The sequence below is a fragment of the Chitinophaga sp. CCNWYY40 genome, assembly GCF_037483205.1.
GTDB classification, from domain to species: domain Bacteria; phylum Bacteroidota; class Bacteroidia; order Chitinophagales; family Chitinophagaceae; genus Chitinophaga; species Chitinophaga ginsengisegetis.
Genome location: NZ_JBBHLF010000006.1, coordinates 337224 through 355783, shown reverse-complemented (window position 1 = coordinate 355783; position 18560 = coordinate 337224). Strand labels below are relative to the sequence as shown.

At 39.5% G+C, this 18560-nt stretch carries 20 protein-coding genes; 3 read left to right on the top strand and 17 right to left on the bottom strand.

The features are described 5' to 3' along the window. Positions 1–50: 50 nt before the first annotated feature. From V7S65_RS24305 to V7S65_RS24280, 6 genes are all read right to left on the bottom strand, one after another. Complete coding sequence (locus V7S65_RS24305) at positions 51–1955, bottom strand: UvrD-helicase domain-containing protein (RefSeq protein WP_336388096.1); 1905 nt, start codon at positions 1953–1955, stop codon at positions 51–53. Then, positions 1937–4072: an ATP-dependent nuclease gene (locus V7S65_RS24300; protein WP_336388095.1), complete on the bottom strand. Its 2136-nt coding sequence runs from the start codon at positions 4070–4072 to the stop codon at positions 1937–1939. Before V7S65_RS24300 ends, V7S65_RS24305 begins: the two co-directional genes overlap by 19 nt. Before the next feature lie 1517 nt (positions 4073–5589). Then, positions 5590–5748, bottom strand: a complete 159-nt coding sequence (locus V7S65_RS24295; RefSeq protein WP_336388094.1) for a hypothetical protein — start codon at positions 5746–5748, stop codon at positions 5590–5592. Then, complete coding sequence (locus V7S65_RS24290) at positions 5735–6205, bottom strand: hypothetical protein (protein ID WP_336388093.1); 471 nt, start codon at positions 6203–6205, stop codon at positions 5735–5737. Before V7S65_RS24290 ends, V7S65_RS24295 begins: the two co-directional genes overlap by 14 nt. A 35-nt stretch (positions 6206–6240) precedes the next feature. Then, positions 6241–6567 (bottom strand): hypothetical protein, encoded by a 327-nt coding sequence (locus V7S65_RS24285; RefSeq protein ID WP_336388092.1) that lies wholly within the window; start codon positions 6565–6567, stop codon positions 6241–6243. A 101-nt stretch (positions 6568–6668) separates the two neighbouring features. Next, entirely contained in the window at positions 6669–6890 is a 222-nt protein-coding gene (locus V7S65_RS24280) for a SymE family type I addiction module toxin (RefSeq protein ID WP_336388091.1), read from the bottom strand. 203 nt (positions 6891–7093) lie between these two features. Between V7S65_RS24280 and V7S65_RS24275 the strand changes: the two genes are divergently transcribed. Continuing rightward, positions 7094–7435, top strand: a complete 342-nt coding sequence (locus V7S65_RS24275) for a helix-turn-helix domain-containing protein (protein ID WP_336388090.1) — start codon at positions 7094–7096, stop codon at positions 7433–7435. 69 nt (positions 7436–7504) lie between these two features. Here V7S65_RS24275 and V7S65_RS24270 read toward each other — a convergent pair whose 3' ends face one another. Continuing rightward, on the bottom strand, positions 7505–7729 hold the full coding sequence (locus V7S65_RS24270) for a hypothetical protein (protein WP_336388089.1): 225 nt from the start codon (positions 7727–7729) through the stop codon (positions 7505–7507). 57 nt (positions 7730–7786) lie between these two features. After that, complete coding sequence (locus tag V7S65_RS24265; protein ID WP_336388088.1) at positions 7787–8566, bottom strand: hypothetical protein; 780 nt, start codon at positions 8564–8566, stop codon at positions 7787–7789. Between the two features lie 144 nt (positions 8567–8710). Between V7S65_RS24265 and V7S65_RS24260 the strand changes: the two genes are divergently transcribed. Continuing rightward, complete coding sequence (locus V7S65_RS24260) at positions 8711–8926, top strand: hypothetical protein (protein WP_079472593.1); 216 nt, start codon at positions 8711–8713, stop codon at positions 8924–8926. 492 nt (positions 8927–9418) lie between these two features. Here the strand turns inward: V7S65_RS24260 and V7S65_RS24255 are convergent, their stop codons facing one another. Both V7S65_RS24255 and V7S65_RS24250 read right to left on the bottom strand, forming a co-directional pair. Next, on the bottom strand, positions 9419–10168 hold the full coding sequence (locus V7S65_RS24255) for a hypothetical protein (RefSeq protein WP_336388087.1): 750 nt from the start codon (positions 10166–10168) through the stop codon (positions 9419–9421). Between the two features lie 49 nt (positions 10169–10217). Beyond that, on the bottom strand, positions 10218–11009 hold the full coding sequence (locus tag V7S65_RS24250) for a hypothetical protein (RefSeq protein ID WP_336388086.1): 792 nt from the start codon (positions 11007–11009) through the stop codon (positions 10218–10220). 779 nt (positions 11010–11788) lie between these two features. Here V7S65_RS24250 and V7S65_RS24245 point away from each other — a divergent pair. Next, the gene (locus V7S65_RS24245) at positions 11789–12334 is read left to right on the top strand and encodes an ORF6N domain-containing protein (protein ID WP_336388085.1); all 546 of its coding nucleotides are present in this window, start codon (positions 11789–11791) and stop codon (positions 12332–12334) included. Between the two features lie 199 nt (positions 12335–12533). On the opposite strand, the gene V7S65_RS24240 is transcribed toward V7S65_RS24245, so the two are convergent. From V7S65_RS24240 to V7S65_RS24210, 7 genes are all read right to left on the bottom strand, one after another. After that, a complete protein-coding gene (locus tag V7S65_RS24240) occupies positions 12534–13049 on the bottom strand; it encodes a hypothetical protein (RefSeq protein WP_111579209.1) in 516 nt (171 codons plus the stop codon). 866 nt (positions 13050–13915) lie between these two features. Then, complete coding sequence (locus V7S65_RS24235; protein ID WP_111579210.1) at positions 13916–14308, bottom strand: ACT domain-containing protein; 393 nt, start codon at positions 14306–14308, stop codon at positions 13916–13918. A gap of 395 nt (positions 14309–14703) precedes the next feature. Further along, positions 14704–15768, bottom strand: a complete 1065-nt coding sequence (locus V7S65_RS24230) for a serine hydrolase domain-containing protein (RefSeq protein ID WP_336388084.1) — start codon at positions 15766–15768, stop codon at positions 14704–14706. A 17-nt stretch (positions 15769–15785) separates the two neighbouring features. Continuing rightward, entirely contained in the window at positions 15786–16835 is a 1050-nt protein-coding gene (locus V7S65_RS24225; RefSeq protein ID WP_336388083.1) for an alpha/beta hydrolase, read from the bottom strand. A gap of 53 nt (positions 16836–16888) precedes the next feature. Further along, positions 16889–17287 (bottom strand): hypothetical protein, encoded by a 399-nt coding sequence (locus V7S65_RS24220; protein WP_336388082.1) that lies wholly within the window; start codon positions 17285–17287, stop codon positions 16889–16891. 110 nt (positions 17288–17397) lie between these two features. Continuing rightward, a complete protein-coding gene (locus tag V7S65_RS24215; protein ID WP_336388081.1) occupies positions 17398–17631 on the bottom strand; it encodes a hypothetical protein in 234 nt (77 codons plus the stop codon). A gap of 57 nt (positions 17632–17688) precedes the next feature. Further along, positions 17689–18504 carry a sterol desaturase family protein gene (locus tag V7S65_RS24210; protein ID WP_079472602.1) on the bottom strand — a complete coding sequence of 272 codons (816 nt, stop codon included), beginning with the start codon at positions 18502–18504 and terminating at the stop codon, positions 17689–17691. Between the last annotated feature and the right edge of the window lie 56 nt (positions 18505–18560).

Below are 18560 nucleotides of genomic sequence, written 5' to 3'. Positions count from 1 at the left end.
ATACTGGATAAAGCTCTAACTTTTTAGTTGAGGATTGGCCATGATTGTTCTTAAACTGAATGGATATTTCCTGGACCAAACCATTCTTTTGCTTTTGCAATTACTTCTATAGGAGGATTATAGTAAAATACCGCCAAATTTTCTTTTGCTCTTGTACAACATACGTAAAATATTTTCTGTGAATTTTTCAAAACATTTTCAGAGCCACTACCTAAAAAAAGATTTTTGAAATTATAGTTGCTATTCCATCCTCCATTGTCAAGAATGACAAGCACATTGTTGAATTCAGAACCTTTAATTTTATGCTGGGTTGAGAATGGTGTATACCCTTCTAAGTAATAATAGAGGTTTTGGAACTCTTTAAATTTTAGACTCTTTATTCTGTGGAATAGGTATTTGTGCTCATCGATAAACCTGATAAATTTATCGTCTTTCTTACAAATTCCTTTTTGGTCGGCAAAGTCAATAACTTCTTCTATAGTATGTTCTACCATACTATCAAAATCATCAATTATCTGTTTGAGATCTGCTTTTTTCTTAACTGAATTTATTTGAATTTCAGTCCTTTTGATGAATTCATTATATTGTTTGTCTTTGTAAAAGTGTATTATAGACTGTATTTTAAAAAGATGCTTAACTAAATTATCTCTTTTGGATCCTTTTTTATTCTCATCATCTTCATGTTGTTTTTTGTCATCAATAAGTGAGTCTTTATTTAAATAGATTTTCTTTACTTCGGAGAATGGCAAATCTTTTAATAGACTGTATAAGACGACGTTTAAAGGATCTTTTAAAAGAGCATCTATTCTTAATGTTTTTGTTTTGTCCTTTAAAGCGAATTTATTAATTACACTGTCAAAACTATCATCGTCACTAAAATCAATTGCCGGTTTTTGGTTGATTATATTATCTTTTATCTTTTTAAGGATGTCATTTTTTAATTTTATAAATGGATCTTTGTCATAGACTTCCATTAATTTAGTGAACCCAGCTTTAGGAGCAATTAAGTTGTGTGTTAAGTTCAATTCCTTAGTTTGTTTGGAATCTTTAAAATTCCAGTTAAGTGCAGCTCTTAGGTTATTTAGATCGTTATCTGTTGAATAAAAAAACTTGATTGTTCCAGCCTTTATTTCTCCACTGAACATATTAGGTGCAGCTGCATCTACGGATGGAATTTGTTTTAATCCATCGGTTCGTAGTCTATTGGCTAAATCAATTACTAGTGCTGGGTTTCGTCTATTTTGCTCTTTTTTAACCTCTTGGACTATTCCTTCACTTACATAAGATGAAATGTCGCCAACCCCATCTTCGTAGATTGATTGCATGGAATCACCAAAAAATCCGATAATGTTCGACTTGGGACTTTGCTTTAGATGAACCAGAAATATTTCAATTACTTTCGGGTGTGTATCTTGATATTCATCGATAAACACAAACTTGAATTTATCTTTCAATATATCACATAGTCTTGGATGTTTTTCAAACATGTAATTTGCAACAATAAGCAAATCATCATGTGAAATGATTCCTTCTTTTATTCGCGACCATTCCTTATACTGAATGCCATCGATAAGATTATCAAAATAATTCTGCTCCAAAGTTTCCTCATCACTTAATAACGTTGTAAGTGATTTATTATTAATCAAAAATATTAGAGCTTTTTTTAGATCTTTTTGAAATGATTTGATAATGCTCCACAGAAAGTCGTGGATAGTAGAAACCATGAGATTTTTATGGTTTACTCTCTCTTCAATTTCTTTTACTGCAGCATTGGTGTATGTCATACATGCGACATGAGAAGTTGGGTACAGATCTATTACTTCTCGAATAACATGCACTAGAGAGTAAGTCTTGCCACTTCCGGCGCCTCCACTAAGGAGAAAGTTTTCTTTTTTATTTATATGCTTGAGAATATCTACTACTTCTGGCTCCAAAGCTATTTTTTTTTCAACCATTGTAAACCTTCTTTAATGTATGTTGGGATTTGCCAATTACTGAATTTAGAGTCGCTATGAAATAAAATATCAAGCGCAAAATGCGTTTTTTTGACAATGCAGTTTTGAGCCAAATAATAAGCAGAGTTTGTTTGAATCTCAAAATGTGTTCTGTTTTTTAATCCTCTAAAATCGTCCTTTTTTGAATTAACGAATTCTCTGTTTAGAAAGATGAACGCATCCTCAAAGCTCCTGGCGTTATAACAACCTGCGGATTCAGGTATTTGGTATACGATGCAAAGATTGCCTTCAGGATCATTGATCCAGGATGATTTTTTACTGAAAATTTTATTAGTTAAATTGTACTGTTTAAGATTCTCAAGGGTTGGCTTCTTAAAGAAGAAGTTAATGGCTTCGTTAGAATAGGCGACACCTATGGATACTTCACATGCCTCTCCTTTTCCATCCACTGCATCCAAATCAGTGATAATTAATGATTTTATTCCTAAGAAATCAATAAATTGTTCAAATATTTGAGAATAGGCTCCAACTTCAACTATCGAAATATTTTGTGATAATAACAGTAAATTATTATCGTAATTTCCATTCTGTCGTGGTTTATTCTCTTCTTCTATATCCAGTTTTTTCATCATTGCAGGAATGAGAATCCTTTCAGTGTCACCTTCGATTAAAATCGCTTTATCAGCAAAGAAAAGCTCAGCTCTACTTATTGTTAGGTATTGCTTAAGGAAATCGTATTGCTTTGATTCTTTGTATTCTTTTTTTAGATCTTTTAAATTCTTTGCTATGATATTATTCTTTTCCCTTTTAAAATATTTTATATCGTCAAATTGACTTTCGGATACGATATGAGATGAATGTGTACTTATAATGGTTTGCAATTTTCGACTTTCTCCGTCCTGTCTAATGATTCCATATTCTAGTAATGATTTAATATTTTTAATAAATATGTATTGCATTTGTGGATGCGTATGTGCTTCTGGCTCTTCTATAAATAGAATGTTTATGTCAGATGGCTTTTCGGGAACTTCTTTTCTGAACTCTTGCAATAATATTTCAATTTCAAATATCATACTTATCAAGTTCATGTATCCTAATCCATTATAGTTCTCAGGTAAAGAATATTTATCGTTGTGCTTGTACATTACAGTAGTGTTACCATGCAAAAGCTCCTTATGCTGAAGTGTTGAGATTATTTCGATAACTGAGTCGCCTTTTTTAACGCCTCCAAATTGTTCTACTTTCGTAATGACTTTTGAGAAAAGGGTAGAATATATATTATCTAATAGTTCGTCAGTGTCGCTCAAAGTATCCTTGAAATTTTCTATAGCTTGCGACTCTTTTTCGTTTTCCTCGGTCCTTTTATATATTTCTGATGACAGAGAGGATAACGCTTTGTCGGGTTCCTTATTTGAGACTTCCCGTTTAGCGCTAATGAATTTGAAATTTAATATTTTATCTAGGCTAATTTTCTCCTTATCTAAATCTATGAAATTTTTATCGTTTTCGTGTGGACTATTCCTTTCATCGATATTATATTCAATTGATTTTCTAAAAACCTTAAAATAGTCTTTTTGATTCTCTTTCAAAAAGTAGAAAATATCCTTCACTCTGGTATTTATTCTTTGAGGATCGCTATTGCTATTTTGAGACGGATTTTGTTGGACCTTTTTTAATTGCTGTCGAATACTGAAATCATTAAAGTCAGATTTTAATTTTTTAAATGATTCAGCTGTCAGGGCATACTCAAAACCCAATACTATGACCTTGTTATTAGGATCTAAATCCATCATCACCCGACTAATATTTGCTAAATCGTCGGTATCATCATACTCAATAAACAGTTTTAGAGATATTCCTAAAAAAGGAAACGGCTCATCTTCTGATATTTCAGATTCTATCATGAACTTGAGTTCTTCTTTAAACTCCAGATTAAAATCATCAAAGGAGAAAGTTCTTCTGGAAGATTTTTCTCCAATGAATTTTTCAAGGACTGAAAGTAAAGATGTTTTTCCACTGTTGTTTTTTCCGATAACTAGCGAAAGTATAGACTCTAAATCGAGTTCAAAGTCTTTAAGTAATCTATAGTTTTTAACCTTTAATTTGTAAATATTCATAATGGTTGTTTTCACATGCGTTTTTAGTCAAACAAGAGGTTTGTTATTGGGTTCTGATATTTTGGAAAAGCCAATATTTGAGCGAGATATGTTTCAAATAAAGAAAAGAGGTACCGTGTACATATTTTGAGGTTTTTAAAATTAGTAATTCACATGAAATCCTTATTGATACAATAATAATTTTGAAGGATAACTTTTAAATCTAGGTAGGCTTCCTGTTATGGTCAAATTTTTTCAATGAGGGATATCTTCCAAATATAATAAAAAATTGTTTATCAAATTTTTATGTCAATATTTCATTATTGTATAATGAATTTTATTTATTAAATAATGCGAGCACATTTCACCGGTTGAGCGCTAATGAGTGTATGTATCCTGTTTCGTTTATACAAGCTTGTTCATTTATTCTACGTCTTTCATATTTTTTCCAATAACAAGGAGTGTTCGTGGAAGGTTTAATAATATCCGCATAATTACTCATCGATGTTTTAGCCGAAGCATGTGCCATTGCGTAGCCGTACTGGTAGCAGAAATACTCTGTTCCATTGATCTGGCGCGGTAATAACTATGCATTGCTACATATAGGTCCTTATCGTCTAGCTGTAACGCCCTTGTTACTGGCTGACAAAAGGTCTCACTGCGGCCTTAGTCGGCAAAAAGGTCGCCAGGCTTCCGCTTGCCCCTTCCGCTTCGCTTCAGGGGACTGCGCTCCACCCTGTCACCCTTTTTGCGCTCCCTCGGCCTCCGTTCGGGTAGCTCCCGGTTCGGCTAAGGGCTGTTTCCAACATTGGTCGCTTTTATGCCCGCCATCCCTTCGCTACCCATTTTGTCCGCCCCCGCCCACCACCCCCGGCCTTCATTTTTGATTTGCCGTCCGCTGGCGCTCCCGGCTAGACATAGGTCGAAGGCGCGGCCTGCTGCGGCTCGCCCTCGCTGGGCCCTTCCGCTGCGCTCCAGGGCCTGCGCTCTGGCTGCCGCCGCAGCGGCCGGGGGTGGAAGGGCGGCGGGGCGGGGCGACAGTAACGCTATTTAGCGGGAGATTATAGCACTGTACGACAGAACATTGATTAAGCGGCAGTAGAACAAGCTGCGCGAACACCAGCGTCAGTTCCCTGATCGACGTTGTACTATCGCGCGGCGTCCGGGAGAATAGATGATGGGGGCATCGATAGAATATAGGCCGATCTTTATCACTTTGATCAGCGGAGGATCACAGGCCCGGCAGCCGTAGCCCATCATCTATCCTCCCGGACGTTAACCCGTTGTATGATCAAATTTGATTCTTCCTTTTGCCTGATAACAATAGCGCGTGCGCAACAGCCGGGCTAAGGCGTCAATTTAGAATGGATATGGGCCATAATCAATAAGCACTCCGGTTTAAGCTCTCCATTATGCATTATACTATCGGCTGCAAGGAGTCATAAGGTATCTGGCGATCATCGATTATAGCCTATATCTTTTTTCAGGAAGTTTTATGGTACTACATTACCTGGGGCTGGTGGTAATGATTAATGAAACTAGCGTTTCTTTAGGGCTTTTTGTTCCAGGTGAAACTTTTCTCTGGCAATCTTCAGATCCTGAAGTAATAAATCAGGGTGTCCCCAGTATTTAACACTTAATTCCTCTCGGATCTTCCGTACCTCGGCCACAGCATCGTACTTTTTACTTTTTTTCATGGTCGTTTGGTTTTAAAATTTCTCTTGGTGTTCTTATTTCAATTAACCGGTAACCTAACCGCAAATTAATGGAATTATACAACTTTATGCGGTTGAGGTTTACTATATGCTTAAAATTCCAGCTCGCCAGTATATCAGCATTGTGAAGGGTCGCCAAAGCAATGTGCAGCGCGTCATTGTAGCACTTATTGCTTAGAGCTCCTTCAGCTATATAACTCTCCGCCAGTTTGAAGGCTTTAACTGTACTCTTAAGCTCTATCTTAAACCGGTTTGGGATTTCTGTTAGCTTCATTTTTACTTCATCGCTCGCGCTTCTTAATTCCATCATTGCCAAATCTGAAAGCATTATCTTTTTTGTACCGGTTCTGAACTCATTAAAAAGCAATAAGCTGTGTTCCTTAAATTCTTTATCAAAGCAACCTCCGATTACTGAGGTGTCAGTATAAACATGTACCATGAAATATGTAGAAAAATAGTTAAGTGAAGGTTTGGCTATTGGGTAATTAAAGGCTGACTGGCAACCGCTTCCAAATATTGCATAAGCATATTTAGACGGAGTTTCAGGATCTCACGAATAATCAATATTTCGCGCTCATTTGGACCAATGGTTTGACCTTTAAGAGGGCGAAGTGCGCGTTTTGAAAAATCCGATTCGGTCCAACACAATTCATAACAAATACATTCTTGTATAACGTGAGGAAAATTGCACAATCGAATAAAGCTGTCGTGCAGTTCATTTTCTGATAGTGGTAATGGTGGGAATAATTTTGACAATGCGTCTTTAAGCGCCTCATCCCGGCGGCGTTTTGGAACAATCATAAAATATGGTTTTGGGTTAACAAAATTTCGGGTATCCTGTGGGCGGTGGTTTCATGATACTTCCGCCCTCAGGATTCCGGTGCTCATTTGGAGTTAATAACTTAATCTTCCCAGGGCGCTTTTACTCTGGGGGCTTTATTTTCAATCTTTATTATCAGTGTTTCTTTAGTTACAGAAATTGCGATGTTATCTCCAATCTCAAAACCTGCTTTCTCCAGCCAGAAGCCAGAAAGGTTAATCCAGGGTACTCTTTTGTATTCGCAAAGTCGCGGAACACTCTTGTAATGAAGCTTCGCTTTTCTATGATATTGCTGATTAATCATAATGTGAATTATTTATCACAAATATACTAATAAAGTGCCTTAAAGGCAACATTAATTGTGCTCTTTTGATCTTATTTGTGTCATATTTGCGTCATTTATTGTTGTTTATATATCACATTTTCAGCGCTCAGTGCTTTTCAATAAGAGGTGCTTAATTCACATTTAATTTTAAATCGGTAGTTTTAATCTATAAACTATAGGTTATGACATTCGGTCAAAAAATCACTTTGGCAAGGAAAGATAAAAATTGGACCCAAACGGAATTAGGAGATGCCATCGGAACATCAAGGGACATAATTGGAAAGTATGAAAGAGATGAAATTAAGCCATCGATTGAGGTAGCGGCAAAAATTGCTGATGTCTTAGATAGTTCACTTGATTATTTAGTTCGAGGTGTTACTCAGGAAGGTGAAAATGCAACAATATCTACTCATTTAGCACAACAATTCTCAAAGTTTGAAAAACTTTCTCCTCTTCATAAAGATTATGTGATTGCAGTAATTGACGCTTTTGAGGCAAAAGAAAAACTTCAATATCAAAAGTAAAAGGCTCCCGCAAGCGAGAGCCTTTTCACCAAACAATCCGTAAGGTAACCACACCTTTAAACCGGAGAACTATTTCAAGTGATACTGACCACCTTCCTCATCTACTGCTGCCTGACTTACTCCAGTCATCACGGTACCGGCTACAGCCAGGTAACCCGCTATTTTGGCGACAATCAGCGGTAATGCAGGAATACCGATCAAACCCCCGCTAATTGCGGTAAGGATCAATCCTATATTACGCACCTTGCTAAAGAAGGGTGGTGTCGATGCGATAAAACGTTCAGCTAACTTCATAAAACGTTTTTTAAACGGTTAAGAAATACCGGGATCGGGCAGATCCCGGATGTGTCATTAAGGGGCAGGAGGAGGAGTTGCCGGCATCCCGGAAACCTCCACCAAAGCCAGGGCATTGTAGGCGCCATTTTTAAGGCTATACAAGGCACCGTTAATCTGTTGGTAGAACTCTATGCCCAATGAAAGAAACAGCGGTTTTGTGCTGTTGGCTGTAACATTGACGGACAAGTTCATAACCTCCGTTGGGGTAGCGTCGATGGCTATTTCAGCGCTTGCAGCATTCGCATTCACGAAAGTTTCAGCCTCGAAATCAATCTCAGCACCCGCAACCATGATTTTGAAATGCGTGGCGCCGGCAGGACTAGCCAGCATATTGATTGGGGTAAAGGCCGGGATATCAACTTTAAGGGCGCCCGTAGCGCGATCTATGCCGGTGGTGAAAGGCGCAAACAAAGTGCCTCCCAAATGCCCATTGATATTGAACTCAAACCCTTTCAACAGCTCTGCTTCTCCGTCGATCACATTGCGCTGTCCTCTTACATTGGTAGCATCCGCCTGGATTACCTTCAGCATTTTACTGGCAAGGCGTGCAGTCAGATAGCTATCTCCAATGTTCAAAAGCAGGGCGCGGAATGCTGTGCGCAGTAGTTTACCGGCTTTACCAGCCCGGCCAAACTCTGATCCGTTTTCACGGGTACGGACAAATGCAGGATCTGTTGCGATGCGATTGGCATCAATCCCACCTTTTTCGCGTGCCAGATGACCAGCCTGCGATTTGTAAAAGGTGATATTGCCTATCGTACCTTTGAGGGGAATAATTCCTATTTGTTTTGCCATTTGAAAACATTTTTGGATTAACAATAGGGCTGTTTACATAGCCAAGCCCGTTAGGCTCACATCTGCGCAGAATGTAGTAGATTTGTGATTAACCACATCAAACCTAAGCCGGCATTTTAACCCAAAAAAATTTCCATTCCGATTATGCCGAATTCGCAGGGATTAATACCTAAACGCATGGTGATTTATGCCCGGGACATAGAAAACATCACCGGCCGCAGTGAGCGGACTGCCCGGCTAATGCTGCAACGCATCCGGGAAACCTTTGGGAAGAATCAGGGGCAGTTCATTAGTGTTTCTGAGTTTTGTCAGTATACCGGCCTGAAAGAAGAAGAGGTGAACCGGTTCTTGTTATATTAAAGGCCGGTTAAAGCTCAGTATGAAGTATGACAACATGATATTGCATCGTCTGACTTGATAGCCGACGGCTAATTATAGAACAAGTTAATGATATTTAATACCGCCATCTGGGATATCAGCAGCTGTTTTATCACCAAGATCGGTGGACACAGTTTGAAGAAAAGTTATTTTTTCAAAGAATTGGGTAATACAATGAGAGGATTATAAATAATCTTCACGTATGGAGATGTCAGCTGTGTCTATGGTCTAGTAGTACCGTTGTTGCACCATTGATAGTGAAGATAGATGCCTAGAAAACGGATACGAAAACCGCAAGCGTTGTAAGAGGTCAACTCCTTTATATGGAATCTAGCTGGCCGTATGAAAAGAGGTCAGCCAGATTCCATATTGACATCCAGATATGTTTTTAACAAATCGCCTGGGGGCCTGCATTATAGGATATCTCTTAGCCTTAAGTAGGATATTTTATGCAAGAAAACGGGCGTTGGTATCTTAAGAAGCAGAAGCCGTCAAAGTAGAATGAAAGATAGCCGTTCCTGTTGGCAGCTGTGGAAGCTCCCAATAGTATTGACTACTCCATGATATATAAAAAGAGAGTTCAGAATCTCCAACATGGAAGACTCCCTGCATATTTCCTGATACGTTACCACCTCCTGGTTGCGCATTTATAATGCTGTTTTGGGACTCAATGGCACCTAAACCCTTATATACGACCCCCAAACTAGAAGCAGTACTATTAATGGGTTGCTTTCCGTTATAAGTGCGGACTCCGTTACTTTCAGTGAAGGGATATGCAACTGAGACAGATGCCAAATAAATCACATTTATGGTTCCAGTCCCAAAGCTGTTATAGACAGTAACGGTATTGTTTGCTTGTCCAGTAAAGGACATGTACTGCGTACCATTGGTGGCAAGGGTGGACACAGACAAATTTGAAGTACTTGTTGGGAGCAGGGAATCTACCCCGTAAACCTGTAAGCTCATGCTGTCTTTACTAGCTAGCAATTTATTGAAGAATTCATAGGCCTGTTTGTAAGTGTCAAACTTAAGTTCGTTATCGCCACCTGAACTTCTGGTTAGGGATTTGGCAGTGTTAGAAGGGCTTAAATGGACCATTTCCGTCAGTTTTTCCTTGTAATAGGATTCATCTAATGGGCCGGCCGGTGTTGCAGTTTCTTTTTTGCAAGAGAAAATTAGGGTCAATAACAGACAGAGCAGAGCTGTTTGAGTGATTGTTTTCATCAAAAATGGGTTTAAAAAATATTGAGAGAATAAAGGCTAATTTCAGCTGTCAGGGTATATTCGGGTTGTACATTTCATCCATAGTTACATTTTCTTTCATAATGGCATCGGCTGGAATTGTAAACAAGGAATCTGGTAGTTTTACATCAGTAATGTCCTTAATGGCCAGCACAGAGAAACCACTGATTGGTTTACCATCTTTGTCCGTTCCTGGTGTTGGTAGCCATAGCAAGGTAATAAAGGGGGACGTGCTATCAGGGAAAAAGTAGGCGAGTGGGGACTGAACGGGATAATGTCTCATGCTATACTGGAAGAATGCAGTGTCTTTTCCTACAATCCCGTAACCGTAACCTGCACAAGTATCTCCATTTTTATTCTGATTGGTCTGCAGTATGCAATTATTGTTTCTTTTTGGTGATAAAAGAGCCCTGAAGAATATTTCAGATCGTTGGTCTTCGATTCGACTTTGAGATATCATCTGCTTTCCTTTCTTCTTATAAAAGGTGTATGCTGTATCATTTTGGAAATCCAGTAAGTATTCTGGTTGAACCAGTTTGGCAGTTAGAGCTGTATGAAAGGAAGAGTTATCTTGCTTTTTGGTTGTATGCTGTGTACTACTGAAAGAAAAGTCTTCTGTTTCTCTTTTCAACACCTTAGATCCTTTAATGTAATAGGTGTAATTTGTAAATAGACTTCTGGCGGTGTCGGGGGTTTCTACATTCCTTTTTAGTACAAAATAGTGAGCAATTTTTACTATACCCTCCCCAAAGTTATAGGCTTTTTGCGCAAAGCAGCTCAGATAGAGAAGCAAAAATGCACATGACAAAATATAGGACTTCATATTAGCGGGGTAGTTTATTATATCATCAAAAATATCTCTATAAATTTTAAACTTTTGATAGATATTAATCAATTCTTATAATATATTAACCGTTTCCATCAGTATCAGGTGGGCTGCGGCTCAGTAGATTTAGGGATAGTTCCAAATCAGAGCGGAGTACAAAAATGACTCAATTGGCAAAGCCGGCCAGTTTACCGTGTGCTTCTTCCGCTGTAAGAACAAGGGGTCGTTGTTCCTGAGATTCATGTTATATTAAGGGCTGGTCAAGGGAATAAATGGCTGGAATGAAGAATTGTAGCCCATCAGGGTTAATTCATTTTGTGGTCTTTTAGCTTTTCTTTCGTACCTTCGTGTGGATAAAAAGTTCTTTCAAACCTGATCAAATGAAGCTATTCCGGGAGGTAACAAAAAAGGTTACACTAACTTTGTAACCCCTGAAAAGCCGCAATTTATAAAGCATTGATATAGTCCCAAGGGGATCACTGGAAGATGAGGAAGCCTTCAAGTCGCAAGATTTGAAGGCTTTTTTGTGTTCGATAATTTTTTGTAGAAAAGGTAGCTCTCATTTAAATTGTTTGTTTTCAATTGACAAGAAGTTCGAGTACCATAGGGTCCGACTTATTAGTCCTTAGGTATTACAGTTCCTCAGTTTGATTTTTTTAGCTGATTACTTGCTAACGATTTGTTAATACCGTCTACTTATCAAACAATAAAGCCCGCAGTTTATGCAAACGGCTAGTTTTGCTTCACAAAATCTATTCTTAATATAGGTATTATTTATGGCTAAGAATATTAAACAGGCTTCAATTCCAGATGAAATAATAATGGATAAAATCTATTTTATCAGAGGGCAAAAAATTATGTTGGACCGGGACCTAGCTGAACTTTATGGTGTTGAAACTAAAAGGTTGAAAGAAGCTGTGAGAAGAAATATAAGTCGGTTTCCTGAGGATTTTATGTTCGAAATGGACAAAGAAGAGTTTGAAAATTGGAGGACGCAATTTGCGTCCTCTAAGGAAGAGTTTAGGGGACTTCGCTATGCACCTTTTTGTTTTAGTGAGCAAGGTGTGACTATGCTTTCCTGTGTTTTGAACAGTGAGAGGGCTATAGCCGTGAATATCCAGATAATACGGATATTTCATCGGATGCGGGAGATGATTTCTACTCACAAGGACATTTTATTGAAGCTAGAGCAACTTGAGAATAAAGTTAGTAACCACGGGGAAGACATAAGACTCATCTTCGATTATCTTAAACAGTTACTTAGTCCTATACCAGGCCCCCGCGATATGATAGGATTTAAGGTGCATAAAGGCAGTGATTGATGAAATATTAGCTGAAAAGGTTATATAATTTTTTGAAGCCAATGAGAAGAAAGTTCGATTTCTGTCCCAGCGGGATCACAGGAATTTAAGAAATCTCGCGCTAGTCGCGGGGTTTTGTTTTTTAGTTGAGCGTTTAGTTGAGTCTATTATGTATGGATTGACTAATTCCAGGAAAGCTTACAATCCTCTACCAATCGTATTAACGGATACCGTTGTCTCGATCTTTGAAAAAAGTTGTAGCATATTTTGCAAAGCCTTTTATTTGTAAAAGCTTATCACGTAGAGAATTTATTTTTTGAAGATCTTTAGATTTTGTCAAGACACCAAATGCACAATGTCTGATGTTTTCATCTTCCTCTTCGTTTGCAACGGTGTCCATACAATAGTCAATAACATCAGGAAAGCTGCTAAAATTCCAAGTCAAGGCATTGAAACCATATTCTTTAACCATGTCATCTGTTTCCACTTTTAACGCTTGTAAAATTCTACTTTTTATGTCCGTTATATCAAGACTGGTAAGATCTGCAATTTCAAGAATCTTGTAGACGTTCACTTTAACAAGATCATAAGCTTCGCTGTTTTCAATTAAAGTCAATAAAAAATCCCACTTGTTATTATCTGAGAGAAAATCAAAATCAGCGCTGATAATTTCTGCTTTTTCGTCATCGTTAGCCGCCGCTAGGTATTTGTCTATAAGTTGCTCTAATAATGTCATAAATACTGTGTCTTTAAAGTTATAAACGAATGCTCGATGGATTGTGTCATTTAAATTGTATACAAATACCCCATATTTGACTAAATGCAACCAAACAAGTAGTTAAAAGCAAGTTTTGACCTTCATGATTAGTTGGCTTTAAGATCAACCACAAAGCGTGAAGACTTACCGCAATTTATCTTAAATGTATTATTTCTGCTAATTTCCGCAAATCGGATATAAAAAGGTTCGATTTTTGTACCATAGGGATCACTGGAGAAACTTGAAACCTGCGCACTGCGCGGGTTTTTTGTTTTGGGTCTATTTGTTAGTCTATCAAAGTACGATTACACGATTCTTGTTTACTTATTTTTATTTGGGTTGACTTATCAATACTAAATTACTAATTCTTAAACTAATTGGTGTCAGTTGTTCTTTGCAGTTAGATGGGACATTAACGATCACCCTTTATATTTCTATATTAGAGAAATCTACATTTTCTGCAGGAAATGAGAGTGCTTTCTCTCCTCAACCAATTTGCTCGCAAATACCTGAATTTGTAGATGATTTTAATCTCGTTTTACCACTGATATCCTGGTATTCAACTGTTAATTTATTTTTGCCAGTGTACCACCAGAGATTATACAGAAATTGAGAAGAATGGATTGCTCATTGAAACTCCATTCCGTTAATAGTGTCTTTTATAATGAGTTGTGCATTATTCTCGTCAACCTTAAAGGAAATTATCTCAAACCTTTCTTTGCTTATACAAACTTCGATGGCTGCCAACATTCCCTCAATTCTCACCTTAGGATTTTCTTCAAAACAGAACTGTAGATTTTTGAATTTCTCATAATTATCCCATAGAAGGTGATTCTCAATAAATCCTACACAGAAAATCTGTTTAGCACTTCAATTGCTTTTGGAGTATCCTCCTTGGGCACAAAAATATGGTCGTGGTAAAATGCCGCCACCACATTGCAACTGATGCCCGCTTCTGAAAGGGCTGCCGAAAAGGCAGCAGTCAAGCCAATGGCCTCCAGTGATGAATGAACGGTTAAAGTGATCCAACCCGAAACAAAAGAGTAGTCAAGTTTTAAATGGTCAGCCAGCTCCTTTTTTATAATGATAGTGGTTCCCTCTTGCTCTTTAAAAAACAAGACAATATCGTCCATATTGATTCCTGTGAAGTCATGAATGACACAAAAAACATAGTCGCCAATATTATGCTTTGGCTTCATCGTTCTTAAGAGCGTATGTAAATCTTTTTCCCCCTTCATTTTATACGATTTGCTTACAGTCCTCAAAATTATAAACATTCAACCAAAGAAAAGTTGAAATAGTTCAACTTCATTTCCTAATCAACTTCATTTTTCGCCATAGCCCAATGTTTTCAATTTTGTATGGTCAATTTCGACATGAAATAAAAAATAAAGATGCAAAAGTTAAAAAACAAAATAGCAGTAATTATCGGAGGCAGCAGCGGCGTTGGCTTAGCCACAACCCCAAAATACCATTTTATGTAAATCTCTCATAAATTGGTTCGGGATTTGTACCACAGGGATCACTGGAAATTCTAAAAGCTCGCTCTGGTCGCGGGCTTTGTTGTTTTGGTCTGTTTGCCAGCCGATCAAAGTGCGATTGCGTTATTCTTTGTTTACGGGTGCTTGGAATGTTACTTTATCTGAGCATCAACCAGTTTTCTCAACTCCGCATATTGGGCTTGCCTCCCGTCAGACTTCAGATAGAAAGCCATTAAAAATGCACAATATCCCTTGTTGTTATCGACCCATGGATAACTGCCAAAGAGGCCCGGGCTGCTGACCGTACCATTACCCATGATCCACTCACCGTAACCGTACCCTGCACCTGTGGCTTCGGCTGGTGTGTAGGCTACTCTGACATCTGGCGTTATTCTGTTTGCCTGCATTTGGTCTATACTTTTTTCCGATAAAATCCTTTTCCCATTGAAGACACCCTTGTTTAAAATCATAGTTAAGAAGTGGATGTAATCTTCTGGTGTACTAACGGCCCCGCCTGCGGGTAAAGCTACTGCGCCATTCCCGAAATTCGTGTTTTTCATTTCCAGGGGCCCGGCGATGCGCTCGGCAAACAACGTCTCAAAACGTCTTCCGCTGATCTTTTCGAGTACTGCTCCGGCGATTTGCAGACCGGTATTGCTATAACGGAAAACTGTTCCTGGAAGTCCTTCTGTGGGGAAGGCAGCAATCTGTTCTATAACCCCATCCATATTTTTGGCTTCCCTCATCACTTTCAGGTCTTCTTTTAAATCCGGGGAAAGGATCCCAGTCATATGTGACAGGCAATCTGCAATCGTAATACTGCCTTTCCCATGTTTAGAAAGGACGGGTATGAATTTCCCGACAGTATCGGTAAGTTGTAATTTATGCTCATCGACAAAGGTCATTATAAGGGCTGCACTCAGCCATTTGCTGCAACTGGCGATCTGCTGTTGGGTTGTTTCGGTATAATCGTTAAGATCGGGCTGTTTTCCCTGTCTTTTGGCCATTAACCTGATCAGTGTCTGCTGTTTACCATTCATTTGATTGGCAGAATGGCTATAAACGATTTTTCCGTCTTTACACACAACCAACATCAGGCGCCCACCCATTTCACCGGCATGGGAGTCGATCCATTGATCTACCCGAGAAAATGACTGTTGGGCCCTGGCTCCGCCAAATGAGAACATAACCATCAGCAGCAATACTATCTTTTTCATCATCTTTTTTTAAACAGTTATTCGCAGTGGGCTATTCTTGGATTGTATAGCACACTGCTGCACTTAAATTTGTATTTGTCCTGGCTGTATCTGGGCACAGGAGCATCAGTAACTTCAAGAGGAGCCATATATTCGCCCTTATATCCAGGCATGGTTACCTGCTGGACTGAACCATTTCCAAGCGCTACATTTTTCCCCGTTTCGCTGTTATTGAAACTGTAATCAATCAACGCATCGAGCAAACGGTAAACGCCATAGTAGTCATATGCGTCGTAGGCGGTACGGCTACTGGGCAGGGTATGATTCGTGGCATATTTATAGCCTGCCACCGTAGAAGATTTCAGGTAATAGTAGTCCTTTTCAGTATTGGAAATATTGATATTCTTAAAGATGTCGATGGCCATTCTATGATCATTATAAACATCTTCATCATAAACCTGGGTGATCATTTTCGTATTGGCCGGAAAGCCGGAGAGCTGGGCGGGAGTGATCTGGTAACTATACCAGGGCGCCATCGTAAACAGGAAACGCCCGTCCCGTCCCCATTCTTTTTCTGTAAAAGCTTTATAGGACAGGCCGATCGAAGCGCCCCCGCCGAAGGAATGCCCCATGAAGCCAACTTTTCTGGTATCGATAATACGGGGGTAATCAGCCGCTGCCTTTGTGAAGCCGGTCCATAAAGTTGTGTAGCGGTGGTCAATACTGGTATCATTGGTTGCGTAGGGAACAAATACAACTACATAGCCCTTTTTGGCAATGAACTCGAAAAGCCCCCTGTTATATTCCTTGCTCTCGCCGCCATAAGGATGCGAATAGAAGATCGTTGGCCGCGGGGAGGAGATACCCGATGGATAGAATATGGTCACATTGGTCCCAGGGTATTCAGTGTTGGGGAAATCAATCTCTGATACGGCGTATGTACCATCGGCGCCATATCCTGAGGATGGACGGGAAATTGGTCCTGCAAGATCATCATCGACCGGTTCGGTTGAGGGCGCATTTGTACTTTTGGAACAGCCTGAGAAGATCAAGGCCAGCAGGCATAAACTGAATAGTATCCTTTTCATTTTTCTTTTTTATTGATGCATTTAATCTGATGTCCGGAACCCCCGGCTATTACTTACCGATCCTTTCTTTTTTCTTTCAGTTGCGTCTTCATCTCCAGCTGGATGGCCTGGTATTGTTTATATTGCTCCCCGGTGAAGACCTTTTTGAGCGCTGCATCCTTTTCTTTTTGCAATGACTTGATCTGTCTGAACTTAGAAAATTTACTGTCGCTGCCTCTCAGGATCGGCTCATTCCTTATGGCATATTTCAGATTGATAGCATCAATCTGACTAACTTGCGCAGAGTCTAAATCCAGTTTACTCTTCATCATTTCCGTCTGGAACTTTGCCCTTTCCTGCGGGGTTTTACCTTGCATTGGGGAAGTATTCTGTGCCACAGCCATCAGGCTGACCAGCATAGATAACAGGGTCAGTGCCGCGGCTATGCCCTTTGTGGTGTTGCTGCTTCTCATATTTGTTGAATTTATTTTTTAGATGTTTAGCTACTGCTATTATTGTCACCGACAACCGGTTTTCAGATGCTTTTTCCAGCATAGTAAATTGGAGATGGTAGTTTGGATGGTCAGCGATGAACAACAACTACGCGCCCGCGTGCTACCGGCCGTACAACGGCGACTGCTGGCCGCACAACAACAACTGGCCTTACTACTACGCGTCTTACCGGGCTTACAATAACTGGCCGCGCAGGCGCCACTACTACACGACCCACAGGCTTCCCTACAATGACATGCGTCTGGGCTTTTGCATTTACCATGCCAGCGGCGGTGAGGCAAATGATTAAAATGACCTTTTTCATAATGTCTGATTTTAAGATGATGTTTATAAGTATGACGGTGTTTTTGCAGCCTGGTTTTCATTTTTCCGGTGAAATGTCTAATAATGGGGGTGAAGTGACTATCGGGCTTTTTGAACCGGCCGGCTTAAACCAATCGATAAAACCCTGTAAGACCAGCATGAATGGATTGTGACTTAAAAAGCCGGTCGTAAGGCCGTAAACTACTTTCTCGGTTTCCGGCTGGTAGGTGCCAAACAACCTGTCCCAGATAATTAAGACACCTCCAAAATTTTTATCGATATAAATGGGATTGCTACCATGGTGTACGCGGTGTGATGAGGGCGTATCCATTACCTTTTCAACGGAACCAAGCCTGCCGACAGCTTCTGTATGCAGCAGGAACTGGTAGGCAAGATTGAGTGAGTAGGAGATTACAATAAAATCCGGCGGCATCCCCAGCAATGCTGCCGGAATAAAAAACAAGGGGCTGACAAGTGCTGAGAACCAGTTAAGCCGGTAAGCAGCTGTGAGGTTCATACGCATCGCTGAGTGATGGACCATATGAAACGCCCATAGGGGTTTCCAGAGGTGTGATGCCCGGTGGAACCAGTAATAAATAAAATCAGCCGTAATAAAGGTGAGGAGGAAGACCCAACCGCTTTGCGGCAGCCTGAACGGAGCGAGACCGGCAAAAAAAACGAGCATGCTCAACTGGTAACCGGCAAACAGGTATTTAGAGAACTGAAACCCTGCAAAAACAGCCAGATTGGAAACAGTCTCCTTTACATGATAAGCGCCTTTGTCTTTTTTCCAGCTCCAGATGATCTCAGCAGAGATAAGTCCTGCTACGACCAATAATACGTAGATCCGGTAGGGTCCGATGTCGTTTTTCATTTCCTGGTCTTTTGTTTGTAATGGCCTGATGGCTTGATACAAAATTGCCTCAAAAG

What these genes read in the sequence shown, in the direction of transcription:
- V7S65_RS24220 (WP_336388082.1), bottom strand. Translation starts at nt 17,287, where the DNA reads ATGAGAAGCAGCAACACCACAAAGGGCATAGCCGCGGCACTGACCCTG.
- V7S65_RS24210 (WP_079472602.1), bottom strand. Translation starts at nt 18,504, where the DNA reads ATGAAAAACGACATCGGACCCTACCGGATCTACGTATTATTGGTCGTA.
- V7S65_RS24215 (WP_336388081.1), bottom strand. Translation starts at nt 17,631, where the DNA reads ATGAAAAAGGTCATTTTAATCATTTGCCTCACCGCCGCTGGCATGGTA.
- V7S65_RS24230 (WP_336388084.1), bottom strand. Translation starts at nt 15,768, where the DNA reads ATGAAAAAGATAGTATTGCTGCTGATGGTTATGTTCTCATTTGGCGGA.
- V7S65_RS24240 (WP_111579209.1), bottom strand. Translation starts at nt 13,049, where the DNA reads ATGACATTATTAGAGCAACTTATAGACAAATACCTAGCGGCGGCTAAC.
- V7S65_RS24245 (WP_336388085.1), top strand. Translation starts at nt 11,789, where the DNA reads ATGGCTAAGAATATTAAACAGGCTTCAATTCCAGATGAAATAATAATG.
- V7S65_RS24280 (WP_336388091.1), bottom strand. Translation starts at nt 6,890, where the DNA reads ATGATTAATCAGCAATATCATAGAAAAGCGAAGCTTCATTACAAGAGT.
- V7S65_RS24300 (WP_336388095.1), bottom strand. Translation starts at nt 4,072, where the DNA reads ATGAATATTTACAAATTAAAGGTTAAAAACTATAGATTACTTAAAGAC.
- V7S65_RS24295 (WP_336388094.1), bottom strand. Translation starts at nt 5,748, where the DNA reads ATGAAAAAAAGTAAAAAGTACGATGCTGTGGCCGAGGTACGGAAGATC.
- V7S65_RS24285 (WP_336388092.1), bottom strand. Translation starts at nt 6,567, where the DNA reads ATGATTGTTCCAAAACGCCGCCGGGATGAGGCGCTTAAAGACGCATTG.
- V7S65_RS24250 (WP_336388086.1), bottom strand. Translation starts at nt 11,009, where the DNA reads ATGAAGTCCTATATTTTGTCATGTGCATTTTTGCTTCTCTATCTGAGC.
- V7S65_RS24275 (WP_336388090.1), top strand. Translation starts at nt 7,094, where the DNA reads ATGACATTCGGTCAAAAAATCACTTTGGCAAGGAAAGATAAAAATTGG.
- V7S65_RS24270 (WP_336388089.1), bottom strand. Translation starts at nt 7,729, where the DNA reads ATGAAGTTAGCTGAACGTTTTATCGCATCGACACCACCCTTCTTTAGC.
- V7S65_RS24290 (WP_336388093.1), bottom strand. Translation starts at nt 6,205, where the DNA reads ATGGTACATGTTTATACTGACACCTCAGTAATCGGAGGTTGCTTTGAT.
- V7S65_RS24225 (WP_336388083.1), bottom strand. Translation starts at nt 16,835, where the DNA reads ATGAAAAGGATACTATTCAGTTTATGCCTGCTGGCCTTGATCTTCTCA.
- V7S65_RS24235 (WP_111579210.1), bottom strand. Translation starts at nt 14,308, where the DNA reads ATGAAGGGGGAAAAAGATTTACATACGCTCTTAAGAACGATGAAGCCA.
- V7S65_RS24260 (WP_079472593.1), top strand. Translation starts at nt 8,711, where the DNA reads ATGCCGAATTCGCAGGGATTAATACCTAAACGCATGGTGATTTATGCC.
- V7S65_RS24255 (WP_336388087.1), bottom strand. Translation starts at nt 10,168, where the DNA reads ATGAAAACAATCACTCAAACAGCTCTGCTCTGTCTGTTATTGACCCTA.
- V7S65_RS24265 (WP_336388088.1), bottom strand. Translation starts at nt 8,566, where the DNA reads ATGGCAAAACAAATAGGAATTATTCCCCTCAAAGGTACGATAGGCAAT.
- V7S65_RS24305 (WP_336388096.1), bottom strand. Translation starts at nt 1,955, where the DNA reads ATGGTTGAAAAAAAAATAGCTTTGGAGCCAGAAGTAGTAGATATTCTC.